The sequence below is a fragment of the Vallitalea sediminicola genome (assembly GCF_054408565.1).
In genome coordinates this window covers 20986-35261 of record NZ_BTPT01000023.1, presented here as the reverse complement: position 1 = coordinate 35261, position 14276 = coordinate 20986, and the positions used below count along the sequence as shown (strand labels likewise).

Below are 14276 nucleotides of genomic sequence, written 5' to 3'. Positions count from 1 at the left end.
ATATGAAAAAATAATAAAAGGTTCTTTTATCTTTTTAGTTAATTAACATAAATTATTTTGTGTAAAACTTAACATTTTATACTACATATCAACATTTTAATATTTATAAACTATAAAACTTACTAAATAATTTGTCCATATCCAGTAAATCTTTTACTCCTACTAATTCATTAACTGAATGCATTGCAAGCATAGGCACTCCAATATCTACTGTTTTTACAGGCACATAGGATGTAGTAATGGGTCCTAGCGTTTTTCCTCCTGGTATAGTTGAATTGTTAACATATTTTTGATATGGAATATCTATATTATGGCATAACTGCTGAATTACACCTGTTGATTCACAATCTGTGGCATAGCTTTGTTTAGCACTTAACTTAATCACTATTCCTTCATTAAGTAAAGGTTTGTTAGTTGGGTCATTCTTTTCTACAGCATTAGGATGTAATGCATGAGCGGCATCAGCTGAAATCATAAATGATTCATCTAACATTCTATAGTGTTTTGATTTAGTTCTACTAAGTGCCATTGATATTCTGTCTAATATATTAGCGAACATTACTGAATCGGCACCTTGCTTAGTCCTGCTTCCTATTTCTTCATTATCAAAACATCCAGCTATATTAATACCACTTTTATTTTCTATTTCAGTAATTGCAGAAAGACTACTATATACCATAGCCAAATTATCTAATCTTGAAGATTGTGCAAATTCCTCATTGATACCAATGATATTTCCCTCTCCTACTAAATAGAGGAAGAGTTCGAAATCCAAGATATCACCTACTTCAGCATCAAGTTCTTTTGCAATATGTGATACTAGATAATTATCTTTTTCCAGTGTATCATTAATTTGTCCAATAAGAGGTAAAATATCTTTTTGAGGATTAAATTTGGCACCTTCATTGACATCTCTATTCATATGAATAGCCAAACTTGGTATTGTAAGTATGGACTTCTTGAAATCTATATATTTTATTATTGGTTTCATCAGATTATCAGATTTCAGTGCTACTTTACCAGCTAGTGACAAAGGTCTATCTAACCATGTATAATATATAGGTCCTCCGTAGACTTCTGTATTGAGTGTAATGTAATTTTCTGTTTTTATTTCTGAAATAGGTTTTATCTTGAAACTTGGACTATCTGTATGTGATATTATTATTTTATATCCCATGTCGTCAACTAATTCTCCTACTGTAAAAGCTACGACTGTTGATGAATAAGGGATAATATAATATTTACCACCTCTTTGTACCTGCCACTCATCTTTCATTTTCAATTGTGTAAATCCTGCTCTATCAAGTAATTTCTTCCCTTCAATAACTCCATGATATGGGGAAGGACTGTTTTTTATGAATGTCATTAAATCTTTTGCATAACTCATACTTGTTCTCATTTTTTATTTTCCTTTCTTTTTCATTATTTAACTTGATTAATCTATATATGTTAAATTAAATCATTTGTTGGTTAAGTTTTTGATTTAACATATTTATTTTATATAAAATCTCCACAAATAATCAGCCGCTTCTTCAGCGTAATCAATATTAATTCGTTTAGATTTTTTAACATAAGTTATATTATTTTCACCATCACATATATATAAATTATCAGAAAGCAAATCAATTCCATTATGATTAAGATCAAGTGATAATGCTTTACATAGTTTACCTGGTCCATTAGAAAAATTTTTCTTTTGATAAGTATTGAGCTCTTCATAAGCTTTATCATATCTATTGTAAGACATTTTAGTAATATTTTTAACTGTAACTACTCCTCTAATCAAAACAGCACATGGATTATCAATATTTTCTGTAACTACATTAAGACAATAATACATTCCATATATAATGTAAATATACGCATGTCCAGCTTCACCCCACATTACTTCGGTTCTAGGTGTTCTTCTTCCTCCATAAGTATGACAAGCTTTATCATCAATTCCTTTATATGCCTCAACATCAGTTATTTTTACAATAACCTCTTCATCGTTATCATTATATACTAGATGCTTACCTAATAATTCTTTTGCTACTATCAATGTATCTCTTTCATAGAAATCTCTCTTTAATTTATTCATATGTAAACAACTCTACTTTCTATACATGTTTTTGAAAATAACACTTGGTTTTGGTGATATACTACTTACTTAATAATATTACAATAAAAGTATTGAAAGTTCTACCTCTATTTTGTATGATATACTTTAAGAGTACAATTTAGATTGATGCTCTGGAAGGAATGGTGCTATATGATATCTTTTAACGTAATCGATATAAAACTTTTTATGAATAATCTATTAAGAGATACAATGTTTGATGAATTTGAAGTATCAAATGTTGAACTTAATACTTTTACTAAATTCAATATATCTTGTGATTTAAATAAAAAATACCTATCGTCAGATGAGGTAGAAATACTTGGAGATAGAAAACTGGTTAAATGGTCAGAAATAAAGGATATAGCTTTCTATATGATAAAAGGAAATAAAACTCCTTCATATCTTAAAATTGTTTTCACTCTACCCCACGATAAAATAGAAAGCATAGTTGCTAAACATCAATTGAATACTAAAGCTGATAATATCAATGGATTATTTATCAATATTTTATTTGAAGATAATATTCTCAAATGTACAACTGGAAGTTCCATCAGTATATTTACATTAGATAAAACATTAGAAAATTATTGGGATAGTTCAGTAAAAACATTTTTTAAAAAACATGGTATCGCTGTATAAAGGCATATATACGGGATATTCATTAAGTATACTTCTTTTTGTTAGCACTCTTCCAAGATGAGTGCTAATTTTTTCTTGACATCTCTTAGAAATACATTTATTATATCTTATATAAGTTTTAATAATACACACATAATTTATAACATAAATTAATAATATTTTACGAAAAACGTTAGGAGGAGTTAAGAATGAGTACTGAAAAAGGGAATTTATCCATCCATAGTGAAAATATTTTTCCAATAATTAAGAAATGGTTATATTCTGACCATGATATATTTGTTAGAGAACTTATCTCTAATGGATGTGATGCTATAACTAAGTTAAAAAAATTAAATGCAATGGGCGAAATGTCTCTATCTGAAAATACTGAATTCAAAATTGAGGTTATTGTTGATGACAAAGAAAAAACTTTGACTTTTATAGATAATGGTATTGGTATGACTGATGAAGAAGTTAAGCAATACATTAATCAAATTGCTTTCTCTGGTGCAGAAGATTTTCTTAATAAATATAAGGATAAGGCTAATGAAGATCAGATTATAGGTCACTTCGGACTTGGTTTCTATTCTGCATTTATGGTAGCAGAAAATGTTACAATAGATACTCTTTCATATAAAGAAGGCTCAAAAGCTGTACGCTGGGTAAGTGACGGCGGTAATGAATATGAAATGAGCGATAGTGATAAAACTGAAAGAGGAACTAAAATTACATTAAGTATCGGTGATGAAGGAAAAGATTTCTTAAATGAATACACAGTTAGAAGTACAATACAGAAATATTGTTCTCTAATGCCTATAGAAATCTATCTTACCAATCCTAATAAGGAAGAACCTAAGGTAGAAAATGAAGAAGAAAATGGTGAAGTTAAAGAACCTGAAGCACCAAAACCATTGAATGATACTACTCCATTATATTTAAAGAAACCTAATGAGTGTACTGATGAAGAATACAAAGAATTCTATAGAAAGATTTTTATGGATTTCAAAGAACCATTGTTCTGGATTCACCTTAACATGGATTATCCATTCAATTTAAAAGGAATACTTTATTTCCCAAAATTAGGTAATCAATTTGATACAATGGAAGGACAAATCAAGTTATATAACAACCAAGTTTTTGTTGCCGACAATATCAAAGAGGTTATTCCAGAATTCTTACTATTATTAAAAGGTGTCTTGGATTGTCCTGACCTACCACTTAACGTATCAAGAAGTTTCTTACAGAATGATGGTTTTGTTAAGAAAATTTCTGCATACATTAGTAAAAAGGTTGCAGACAAACTTAATTCATTATTTAAAAAAGAAAAAGAATCCTATGAGAAATTCTGGGATGATATTCATCCATTCATTAAATTCGGTTGCTTAAAAGATGATAAATTCTTTGATAAAACTAAGGGAATAGTCTTATATAAAACAACAACAGGTGATTATGTAACTCTTGAAGAATATCTTGAAAGAAATAAAGAAAAGCATGAAAATAAAGTATACTATGTAACAGATGAAACACTTCAATCCCAATATATTAAGATGTTTAAAGATAATGGTATGGAAGCTGTCATAATGAATGCAACTATTGATCAACCTTTCATATCTCATATGGAAATGAAGGAAAATGAAAATAATATAAAATTTGCAAGAATAGATGCTGACTTGACAGATAGTCTAAAAGATGAAGATAGTACAAGTGAGGAAGATAGCAAAAAGCTTAATGAAGAAGTTCAAACTATTTTCAGAAAAGCTCTTAGCAATGAAAACCTTAGCGTAAATATGGAAAATCTAAAATCAGAAGACATCTCTGCCATGATAATATTACCTGAAGAGTCTCGTAGAATGCAGGATATGAGTAAAATGTATGGTATGTTCGGAATGGATAGTACCGCTATGCCAAGTAATGAAAGTCTTCTACTTAATAAGAAAAACAAATTAGTAAAATATATCATTGAAAATAAGGATAACGAAAACACTGAGATATTCTGTAATCAAATTTATGATTTAGCTATGATCAGTCATAAACAGTTAACACCTGAAGCAATGACTAGATTTATTGAAAGAAGCAATGAGATTCTTAAAAAATTAATCTAAACATTACTTGATTATATTTGACAAATTTCTACATTAGTGATATTATAATACAAAATTTAATAGTTTAGTATGGTAGAGGAGCATTTTACATTAGTAAGTGATTTGATTTGTCCAGGCAAAAGTGATAATTACTGAAAGGGTACTATGCCGAAGAAGAAAATACCTGTTTTATTTTCTGTCTGGGTATATAGTCAATAGCTATATAACTGTCATATATAATAATATTATATATGGGGTGCTACTTGTGATGTTTAATATTGATTTTCACAGTCGGCACACAACGCCGGCTGTTTTTTTATTAAAATTTTCTCCTCCACTTATTACTGAAATATTAAACAAAAATTTCAATTATTTTAGTTAATAGCAATATAATATATTAAGTAAGTAATTGAAATAGGAGGTCTGATAATTATAAAAATAAATTTCCATATGAAATCGTAAATATTTACTTACCTTATATTGATGTTTTGGAGAAAAACAGATATACTAAAGTATAATTGAAAACTATTTAACAAACGTGGATGATTGTATTACGTAAAGATTTCAAGGAAAACAGTAAGTAATAAATAAATGTAAAGATTATAGAGATATCAATAAAATTTTGTATATAAAATCTTAGGAGGTTAATTGTATGTCTATTTTTACAGGAGCTGGTGTAGCAATAGTAACACCATTTAACGATGATATGAGTGTTAACTATGAAGGATTAGAGAAATTAATTGATTTTCAAATAGAAAATAAAACTGATTGTATTGTTATATGCGGTACAACTGGTGAATCTTCAACACTTAATGATGAGGAACATCTTGAATGTATAAAAGTAGCGATAGACAGGACTAATAAAAGAGTACCTGTTATAGCTGGAACTGGAAGCAATGATACTAAACACGGTATTGAATTATCTAAGAGAGCTGAAAAACTAGGTGCTGATGGTTTATTACATGTAACACCTTATTATAATAAAACAACTCAAAAAGGTTTAATTAGACACTTTTCTTCTATTGCCGGTAGTGTTGATATTCCTGTTGTATTATATAATGTACCATCAAGAACAGGTCTTAACATTGACGTTGATACTGCAGTAGAATTATCAAAAGTAGATAATATTGTTGCTATAAAAGAAGCTAGTGGCAACATAGGTCATATTACTGAACTAGTTGCTAGATGCGAAGGTAATCTTGATCTATATTCAGGTAATGATGATCAGATAGTACCTCTACTCTCTCTAGGTGGTAAAGGCGTAATTTCAGTAGTTGCTAATATTCTACCAAGAGAAACTCATGACATAGTTGCTAAGTTTTTAGCTGGTGATGTAAAAGGTAGTCTTGAACTACAACTAAAATTACATGAACTTATTAAATCACTTTTCTGCGAAGTTAACCCAATCCCAGTAAAAGCTGCTATGAATTATATGGGTCTTCCTTCTGGTCCATGTCGCTTACCACTAATAGATATGGAACCAGCTAATAGATTAAGAGTTGAAAATGCAATAAAAAGATTAGGAATAACTATCTAAATCATTAAACCACTGAATACATTTTGATTCAGTATTCAGTGGTTATTTATTGCTATAGAAAAGGTTTCAAAAATGAAAGGAGTTTTACAATGACTAGAATTATAATGCATGGTTGTAATGGGAAAATGGGACAGGTAATTTCTAAAATAGTTGAAGAAGATAATGATGCAACAATAGTAGCAGGTATTGATATATCTGATGACATTAACAATCCATATCCTGTTTTCACTGATATAAACACTATTGATATTGAAGGAGACGTTATTATTGACTTCTCCACAGCCAAAGCTGTACCTTCATTAATCGACTATGCAAAGTCTAGAAAAATACCTGTTGTATTATGTACAACTGGTCTTAATGATGAACAACTTAATTTAGTTAATGAATCTAGCAAAGAAATTGCAATCCTATTATCTGCTAATATGTCTCTTGGAGTAAATTTACTATTGAACTTAGTTAAGAAAGCTGCAAAAACCCTTACTTCAGCTAATTTCGATATTGAGATTATTGAGAAACATCATAATCAAAAAATTGATGCCCCTAGTGGTACTGCATTAGCTATTGCTGATTCAATCAATGAATCTCTAAACAATGAATATTCCTATACTTATGATAGATCTAAAGAAAGAGTTAAACGTGATTCAAAAGAAATAGGTATCCATGCAGTTAGAGGTGGTTCAATCGTAGGTGAACATTCAATTCTATTTGCTGGGAAAGATGAAATAATTGAGCTTAATCACAGTGCCTTATCAAAAGATATATTTGCTGTTGGAGCTGTAAATGCAGCTAAATTTTTAAGCCAGAAATCTGAAGGTATGTATGATATGCAAAATGTTATAGAAGGTAATTAATATATTTAACTTTAGAATAACTTAGAGCTCGTCATAGATGATATAGATAATATTCTCCTATACATCTACGCCGGGCTTGCTCATATTTTTTATAGGAAAACAATTATTTTTTATTGACAATTTTATTTATTATTATTGAGTATCATTTCTTAGGTATTCATAATATTTTTGTAGGATATTAGGATTAGAATTCAGAAATTTGATGAACTGTTCGATATTCTTCAGAACCACTGGTCTAACGTAATGTTCCATTAATTCTGTATCCTTCAATATACTATCTTCCACTCCAATTATGTTAAGAAATTTTTCTAGAACAATGTGTCTATGATAAAGAAATTCCCCTACCTTCTCTCCTTTTTCAGTGAGACTTATTAATCCATATTTTTCATAATTGACTAATCCTATGGAACTTAGTTTTTGAACAATCTTAGTTGAAGATGAAGGTCTTACATTAAGATTATTAGCCAGTTGATTCATTCTTACATAACTTTCATCTCTACAAATTCTATATATCATTTCCAAATAATCTTCCATGCTAGGGGTTAGATAATTATTTTCCCTATTTAGTATCTCATATCCTCTGAAGGTATAGAACTCTGATAAATTGATGATTATCCCCTCCTTAAGTCTAATTTATTACTTAGGTAATGAATTTATTCCATATCAATGTATTACACATATTATAATAATCCATATGATGCTGAAAAAAAATCCAATAAAATTTTATATGTACTTGCACCAAACAAGTTCTACTTAAATATATTATCCTAAGTGAATTCAAAAAGTTTCTTACGCCTAACTTTCATATAAGTTATATCAATCAAACACCTGTATCCACTAAAAAATATTAAATGATTGAGGTGATCAGCATTATGAGTAACATAATGTCATTGGATAAACTTACAATAGGTCAAAACTGTAGGTTATTACGATTACTTGCAGATGGAATCACTAGAAGAAGATTACTTGACTTGGGATTAGTAAAAGATACTCCTATCAAAGCTTTGTATAAAAGCCCCTGCGGAGACCCCGTAGCATATGAAATTAGAGGTTCGGTAATAGCCCTTCGCTTAGATGTAGCATCTAAAATAATAGTAGAATATATTCCTAAAAAGGAGGACACCATTTAATGGGACTTACTAACCAATCAACTGGTCTAAAAACTCTGAAAAATAGTTTCAATATAGACCTTCAATCTCCAGATGATATAGTTATTGCCTTAGCAGGTAACCCTAATACGGGCAAAAGCACTGTTTTTAATTCACTTACAGGACTAAAACAACATACAGGAAATTGGCCAGGAAAAACAGTCTCTAATGCTAGAGGCACATTCACTCATGATCAACAAAAATATGTACTGGTAGATCTACCTGGAACTTATTCTCTTTTATCAAACTCTGTTGAAGAAGAGATAGCAAGAGATTTTATATGTTTGGGTAAACCTCATGCTGTGGTCGTAATTGCAGACAGCACATGCTTAGAACGAAATCTTAATCTAGTAATTCAAATACTTGAAATCACCAGCAATGTCATTTTATGTGTTAATCTAATTGATGAATCCAAGAGAAAAGGAATTGATATTGATTGCAAAAAATTATCCGCTGAACTAGGAATTCCAGTCATTCCTACTAATGCTAGAAGTGGCATAGGTCTAGATATACTAAAAGATCAATTACATAGTATTATTAAAACAGAACAATCCATATCCCCTATATCTATTGATTATAATGAACAAATAACCAATGCTGTTGATGAACTATCTCCTTTTATATCCCCTATTATCAAAGATGATGTTTTAGATATTAGATGGACATCACTAAGATTACTTGATGGAGATAATTCAATAATAAAATCTATAGAAAAGCATCTTAATATTGACCTATCTACAGATAATGAAATCATGACCAAGATAAAATCCATAAAAGAAGACCTTGAAGAGATACATCATATTAATATAAATACTCTAAGAGAAAAAATAGTATCCAGTATAATTATTAAAGCTGAGACTATAGCTAATAATGTGATAACTAAACATAAGAAGAAATGTAGAGATTTTGATAGGAAAATAGATAAAGTTATTACTTCCAAAGCACTTGGTATCCCAATAATGCTTTTACTTCTGGGAATCATATTCTGGATAACAATTATTGGTGCTAACTATCCATCATCATTATTATCAAATATGTTTTGTAATGCCGAATTAAAACTAACAGAATTCTTTAATTGGATTAGTGCTCCATCTTGGCTCCATGGTATACTTGTTTTGGGATTATTTCGGACTCTGGGCTGGGTAATATCTGTTATGTTACCCCCTATGGCTATATTCTTTCCATTGTTTACACTATTAGAAGATTTGGGCTATCTACCTAGAATAGCTTTTAATTTAGATTACTTTTTCAAGAAGTGCTGTGCTCATGGTAAGCAGGCATTGACCATGTGCATGGGTTTCGGATGTAATGCAGCTGGTATAACATCCTGTAGAATAATAGATTCTCCCCGCGAACGTCTCATTGCAATAATAACCAATAATTTTGTCCCCTGTAATGGCCGCTTTCCTACACTAATTGCACTGGCTACAATTTTTATTGCTGGAATTAGTGGAAGATTTTCATCTGTAATTGGTACCCTAGTAATTCTACTTACTATTGTTCTAGCTGTTTTTTTAACCTTTGGTATTTCAAGATTACTATCACGAACGATACTGAAAGGCGTACCTTCGTCTTTTACATTAGAATTGCCACCATACAGAAAACCACAGATTGGTAAAATATTGATTAGATCACTAATCGATCGAACTATGTTCGTATTAGGGAGAGCCATAGTTGTAGCCGCACCTGCTGGAATTATTATATGGATTTTGCAGAACATCACTGTCGGCAATATAAGTATTCTATCCCACTGTGCTAATTTCCTTGAACCTTTTGCAAATATGATTGGTCTAGATGGCTATATACTAATGGCATTCATATTGGGATTCCCAGCCAATGAGATTGTTATACCCATACTTATTATGAGTTACATGTCAACTGGTGCAATGCTAGAACTGGATAGTCTCTCAGCTCTAAAAGACTTATTGGTTGACAATGGCTGGACAATACTTACTGCTATATGTACCATGTTATTTTCACTGAATCATTTTCCATGTGGGACTGCGTTATTGACCATCTATAAAGAGACCAAGAGTAAAAAATGGACTTTTGCCTCATTTATTATCCCTACTATAACAGGGATAGTGATATGCTTTATAGTAGCTCAAACAGCTAGATTGTTTGGATTTCATTAGATATATAGAATTTAATGGTCGCTACTACAGTGTGTGGCTTGAGCTATAAAAAACCATATATAGTGATAATCCTTCTCGTGATTATCACTATATATGGTTTAACCATAACTACCGTTGTCACATATAACCATTAAATTCTTTAACTATTTAACCTCTTCCTCATGATCCTCATGAATCTCTATCTTGGAAATTGAAACTTCATAAGCAACTTTACTTATTGCCTCAGTTTCACTTAATTTTTTTTGATACTCCCTACTCTGTATCCTTCCCCATATTTTTATTCTATCCCCAACATTAAATTTTTCAGCATATCTTGCATTTCTTCCCCAGCAAATACATGGAATGTAATCGGATTTATTATAAGGGCGATTAACCGCCAATAATATATCTGTAATCTCTCTACCAAAAGGTGTCGTTCTATACATTGGAGGTTTACAAATATAACCGTCTAAATATATGTAATTAGGATTTCTTTTGATCTCTTCTTCTTCAAAAATAGAGATTTCTCTAGCGAAAACTGTTAACACCAATCTATTTTTACCCTCAATTTGCCTGTTATAAGAACGAAATTGTCCTTGAACATCTACTATTTTACCTCTCAAATCGCTAGTTGTGTCAATAAGACGTTCTGATACCATTATAGGTATTATATCAGCGTTATCACTTAGTCGTGATATTTCCACATCAAAATTATAAAATCCCTCTCCATATACTTCATGGCTGAATTCAAATGTAGAATGTATTTTTCCTATTAAATTCACTTGATTGTTTCTGATAACATTATCTTCCATGATACTTATCTCCCTTCCATTATATTAAACGTTAACCCTTCTCCTTAGAAAAATTCTCATTCAATATATATTCATATGTTTAATGTTTATCTATATTTATCTTTATTCAAAATGATTGATTTTTAGAATCAGATTTTCAATTCTTCTTACATGGAATTTAATTTATCACTTATACTCCTATCTATTAACATAACCGCAGTTACAGCTGACATTATATTATATATATCATGTCCCCAAGATGATTTAATGAATACAGGGAATTCTTGTGGCTCAATTATTGTATCATTCTCATCAATTTCTCTTTGAATACAGTAGATTAGAGTTTTACTAGTATCCAAATCACCACCTAAACTTGATATAGTAACACTAGATTTTTTGTTAAATCCAAGAGTAATAAATCTGCATAGAGGTATATCAATATTAATATCTTTCAATTCATAATCTACATTAGCAATAGCATAATAAGTTGTTTCACTGTTATCATCTACATTAATAGTGATAGAATTACTCTCTTGTCCTATTTCATATTTCACGTTAACTTTATTCATAATATCTTCAAAAATAAATTTTAAGTTACTTACCTTATTATTACCCGTTATAATTATTCTTTTCATAAATAGCAACCTGCCTTTGAAAATATAAAAATAGTTATATCACTTATTATTGTCTAACTTAGTAATTTATAATCCTATAAAACAAAAAATAATTATTAGCTAACATAAATAACCATATGTGTTGTATAATAATACATAACCCACAAATAATTTCTCATATTTTATATGATTATTAAAACGAACAAAAAACCAAGCATTATGTCACTAATTATTGTTTTAATACATAATGAATATTATTTTTAGATAAATTATAATTATAATTGTAATCAATAATATAAGCTGTAGTAAAAACGCATAATAATATCATGGTTTTCAGAATTAATTTGTTGATAATATATTATGCTACTACTTATTTCAAATAGAAAGGAGGATATCTATGAAATTAACTATAACAACTCTCATAGAAAATACTAAAGGAGAACATCTAGGCTTATTAAATGAACATGGTATTTCATTTTTAATTGAAGTAAATAATAAAAAAATACTATTTGATACTGGCCAAAGTGGTGATTTTATCGAAAATGCATCTACACTTGGCAAAGATTTAAATGATATTGATATGGTGGTCTTAAGTCATGGACATTATGATCATACAGGTGGATTCAGACATTTTGTAGAAACTGTTACTTCTGATTTCAAACTATATATTCATAAAAATGCATTTAGAAAAAAATATAGCTTTGATAATACTCATTATAAGTTTTTAGGAAATAGTTTTAACAAAGAATTTTTAAAGGATAATAATGTTGAATCTCATTTTGTAGATGAAGATATCTTAGAAATAGATAAAGGTATTTATATCATTTCTAATTTTGAACGTGTTACTTCATTTGAGAAAAACAATCCAAGATTTTATCTAGAAAACAATGATGACCATATTCTTGATGATTTTAATGATGAGATTATGCTAGCTATTGATACTCCAGAAGGTTTAGTAGTTATTTTAGGTTGTTCACATCCTGGAGTAATCAATATGCTTAAAACTTTAATTAAACGTACTGGTAAAAATATCAATACAATCATTGGAGGAACTCATTTAGTTAGAGCTGATGAGGATAGAATTCGTCAAACTATAGATAATTTAAAATCTATGGAAATAAAGAAATTCGGCATTTCACATTGTACGGGAGAAAATGCTATGAATCAGTTGAAACAAGAATTTGGCGATAAATATTTCCATAATACAACTGGAACAGTACTATATTTTGATAAATAAAAATATGGAGAGATAGGTATGTTTTTAAAAGATATTGCGCAAAAAATTGTTAATTTAATGATGGAAGTTATTGATTACCGTAATATTAATATTATGGATTGTGATGGTTTCATTCTTGCTTCAGGCGAACCTAACAGAATTTCCACCTATCATAAAGGTGCAGATGATGTTATTAAGTCTGGAAAAAGTATTGAAATCTACCCAGATGATGTTGAAAAATTTCCTGGTGCCAAACAAGGTGTCAATCTACCAATTAACATTGAAGGAAAAGTTATTGGTGTTGTAGGAATTTACGGACATCCTGATGAAGTTAGAATGGTAGCCAAGCTTGTAAAAAATTCTGTAGAACTAGCTCTCGAACAATATCTTATTTCTGAACAGGTCAATCTAGTTAAAGACCTTAACAATCAAATGATAAGAAAGTTAATATTTAATCCTATTTCTGAAACAGAGGAAGAAATTTTATGTTTATCAAAAGTATCACACGTCAATCTTAAATTAATGAGATGTGCTGTGGTAATAAAATTAGATAAATTTTCTAATGATGAAGTCTATGAATCTGTTAATGCAATGGGAGAGATTGAAAAGCTATTAACAAGTAATAATTATATAACTAATAATGATTTTTTTGGTATCATTAATCATTATTTTATAATTTTCAAAGATATTGCTGATGACAAACGCTCTACATATATAAATAATATCTTAAACACCCTTAAGGATAAACAACCATTCGATACTAAAATAGGATTAGGTAATTCTTATAACGATTTGTATGGATATAAAAAATCATTTAACGAAGCTGTTGAACTTATTTCTATAAGTAAGAAAGCTCCTCTTGATATTAACGATTTTGAAACACAAGCAAAGTACCTTCTTCATAAAATACAAGCAGATGCATCTGAACCATTTATTAAAAAGTTGTATTTATCAATATTAAATGAAAATAATAAAGTTCCAGAATGGTTTTATAAAACATTAGATTCATTATTTGAACATAATCTTAATTTAAATGAAACGGCAGAAGCTCTATTTGTTCACAAAAATACCCTAGTTTATCGCTTAAAAAAGATTGAGCAGATAACAGGTTTAAATGCAAATAATTTTTATCATTCAGTACTTCTATATTGTTTATATTCTTATATAAACAATATGTATAAGTTGAATTAATACTTAAAAATACT

At 29.3% G+C, this 14276-nt stretch carries 13 protein-coding genes and 1 riboswitch; of the genes, 8 read left to right on the top strand and 5 right to left on the bottom strand.

Translation table 11 applies throughout. The features are described from left to right. Positions 1–103: 103 nt before the first annotated feature. Both ACX6CF_RS10150 and ACX6CF_RS10145 read right to left on the bottom strand, forming a co-directional pair. Positions 104–1399, bottom strand: a complete 1296-nt coding sequence (locus ACX6CF_RS10150; protein ID WP_458785216.1) for a M18 family aminopeptidase — start codon at positions 1397–1399, stop codon at positions 104–106. Positions 1400–1492: 93 nt separating this feature from the next. Next, positions 1493–2080, bottom strand: coding sequence for a DNA-3-methyladenine glycosylase (locus ACX6CF_RS10145; protein ID WP_458785215.1), 588 nt, complete (start codon positions 2078–2080; stop codon positions 1493–1495). A gap of 171 nt (positions 2081–2251) precedes the next feature. On the opposite strand from ACX6CF_RS10145, the gene ACX6CF_RS10140 reads away from it, so the two are divergent. From ACX6CF_RS10140 to dapB, 4 genes are all read left to right on the top strand, one after another. After that, complete coding sequence (locus tag ACX6CF_RS10140; RefSeq protein ID WP_458785214.1) at positions 2252–2740, top strand: DUF5721 family protein; 489 nt, start codon at positions 2252–2254, stop codon at positions 2738–2740. 188 nt (positions 2741–2928) lie between these two features. Then, positions 2929–4821 (top strand): molecular chaperone HtpG, encoded by a 1893-nt coding sequence (htpG, locus tag ACX6CF_RS10135; protein WP_458785213.1) that lies wholly within the window; start codon positions 2929–2931, stop codon positions 4819–4821. 65 nt (positions 4822–4886) lie between these two features. Next, positions 4887–5070, top strand: a riboswitch (Lysine riboswitch). Positions 5071–5452: 382 nt separating this feature from the next. Beyond that, positions 5453–6337, top strand: coding sequence for a 4-hydroxy-tetrahydrodipicolinate synthase (gene dapA / locus ACX6CF_RS10130; RefSeq protein WP_458785212.1), 885 nt, complete (start codon positions 5453–5455; stop codon positions 6335–6337). A gap of 89 nt (positions 6338–6426) precedes the next feature. After that, positions 6427–7188, top strand: a complete 762-nt coding sequence (gene dapB, locus ACX6CF_RS10125) for a 4-hydroxy-tetrahydrodipicolinate reductase (protein WP_458785211.1) — start codon at positions 6427–6429, stop codon at positions 7186–7188. 132 nt (positions 7189–7320) lie between these two features. On the opposite strand, the gene ACX6CF_RS10120 is transcribed toward dapB, so the two are convergent. After that, positions 7321–7722 carry a metal-dependent transcriptional regulator gene (locus ACX6CF_RS10120; RefSeq protein ID WP_458785210.1) on the bottom strand — a complete coding sequence of 134 codons (402 nt, stop codon included), beginning with the start codon at positions 7720–7722 and terminating at the stop codon, positions 7321–7323. Between the two features lie 338 nt (positions 7723–8060). On the opposite strand from ACX6CF_RS10120, the gene ACX6CF_RS10115 reads away from it, so the two are divergent. Together ACX6CF_RS10115 and feoB are read left to right on the top strand one after the other, a co-directional pair. After that, positions 8061–8318, top strand: a complete 258-nt coding sequence (locus tag ACX6CF_RS10115) for a FeoA family protein (protein WP_458785209.1) — start codon at positions 8061–8063, stop codon at positions 8316–8318. Further along, on the top strand, positions 8318–10471 hold the full coding sequence (gene feoB / locus ACX6CF_RS10110; protein ID WP_458785208.1) for a ferrous iron transport protein B: 2154 nt from the start codon (positions 8318–8320) through the stop codon (positions 10469–10471). The genes ACX6CF_RS10115 and feoB overlap by 1 nt, the downstream gene beginning before the upstream one ends. 143 nt (positions 10472–10614) lie before the next feature. Here the strand turns inward: feoB and ACX6CF_RS10105 are convergent, their stop codons facing one another. Both ACX6CF_RS10105 and ACX6CF_RS10100 read right to left on the bottom strand, forming a co-directional pair. Continuing rightward, positions 10615–11262 carry a single-stranded DNA-binding protein gene (locus tag ACX6CF_RS10105; protein ID WP_458785207.1) on the bottom strand — a complete coding sequence of 216 codons (648 nt, stop codon included), beginning with the start codon at positions 11260–11262 and terminating at the stop codon, positions 10615–10617. 146 nt (positions 11263–11408) lie between these two features. Next, entirely contained in the window at positions 11409–11876 is a 468-nt protein-coding gene (locus tag ACX6CF_RS10100; protein ID WP_458785206.1) for a hypothetical protein, read from the bottom strand. Between the two features lie 376 nt (positions 11877–12252). Between ACX6CF_RS10100 and ACX6CF_RS10095 the strand changes: the two genes are divergently transcribed. Both ACX6CF_RS10095 and ACX6CF_RS10090 read left to right on the top strand, forming a co-directional pair. Beyond that, positions 12253–13092, top strand: coding sequence for an MBL fold metallo-hydrolase (locus ACX6CF_RS10095; protein ID WP_458785205.1), 840 nt, complete (start codon positions 12253–12255; stop codon positions 13090–13092). An 18-nt stretch (positions 13093–13110) separates the two neighbouring features. Beyond that, positions 13111–14262 (top strand): CdaR family transcriptional regulator, encoded by a 1152-nt coding sequence (locus tag ACX6CF_RS10090; protein ID WP_458785204.1) that lies wholly within the window; start codon positions 13111–13113, stop codon positions 14260–14262. Positions 14263–14276 lie beyond the last annotated feature (14 nt).

Coding starts and splice junctions, on each gene's coding strand:
- ACX6CF_RS10095 (WP_458785205.1), top strand. CDS start 12,253: ATGAAATTAACTATAACAACTCTCATAGAAAATACTAAAGGAGAACAT.
- dapA (WP_458785212.1), top strand. CDS start 5,453: ATGTCTATTTTTACAGGAGCTGGTGTAGCAATAGTAACACCATTTAAC.
- ACX6CF_RS10090 (WP_458785204.1), top strand. CDS start 13,111: ATGTTTTTAAAAGATATTGCGCAAAAAATTGTTAATTTAATGATGGAA.
- ACX6CF_RS10115 (WP_458785209.1), top strand. CDS start 8,061: ATGAGTAACATAATGTCATTGGATAAACTTACAATAGGTCAAAACTGT.
- htpG (WP_458785213.1), top strand. CDS start 2,929: ATGAGTACTGAAAAAGGGAATTTATCCATCCATAGTGAAAATATTTTT.
- ACX6CF_RS10145 (WP_458785215.1), bottom strand. CDS start 2,080: ATGAATAAATTAAAGAGAGATTTCTATGAAAGAGATACATTGATAGTA.
- ACX6CF_RS10120 (WP_458785210.1), bottom strand. CDS start 7,722: ATGGAAGATTATTTGGAAATGATATATAGAATTTGTAGAGATGAAAGT.
- ACX6CF_RS10105 (WP_458785207.1), bottom strand. CDS start 11,262: ATGGAAGATAATGTTATCAGAAACAATCAAGTGAATTTAATAGGAAAA.
- ACX6CF_RS10100 (WP_458785206.1), bottom strand. CDS start 11,876: ATGAAAAGAATAATTATAACGGGTAATAATAAGGTAAGTAACTTAAAA.
- ACX6CF_RS10140 (WP_458785214.1), top strand. CDS start 2,252: ATGATATCTTTTAACGTAATCGATATAAAACTTTTTATGAATAATCTA.
- feoB (WP_458785208.1), top strand. CDS start 8,318: ATGGGACTTACTAACCAATCAACTGGTCTAAAAACTCTGAAAAATAGT.
- ACX6CF_RS10150 (WP_458785216.1), bottom strand. CDS start 1,399: ATGAGAACAAGTATGAGTTATGCAAAAGATTTAATGACATTCATAAAA.
- dapB (WP_458785211.1), top strand. CDS start 6,427: ATGACTAGAATTATAATGCATGGTTGTAATGGGAAAATGGGACAGGTA.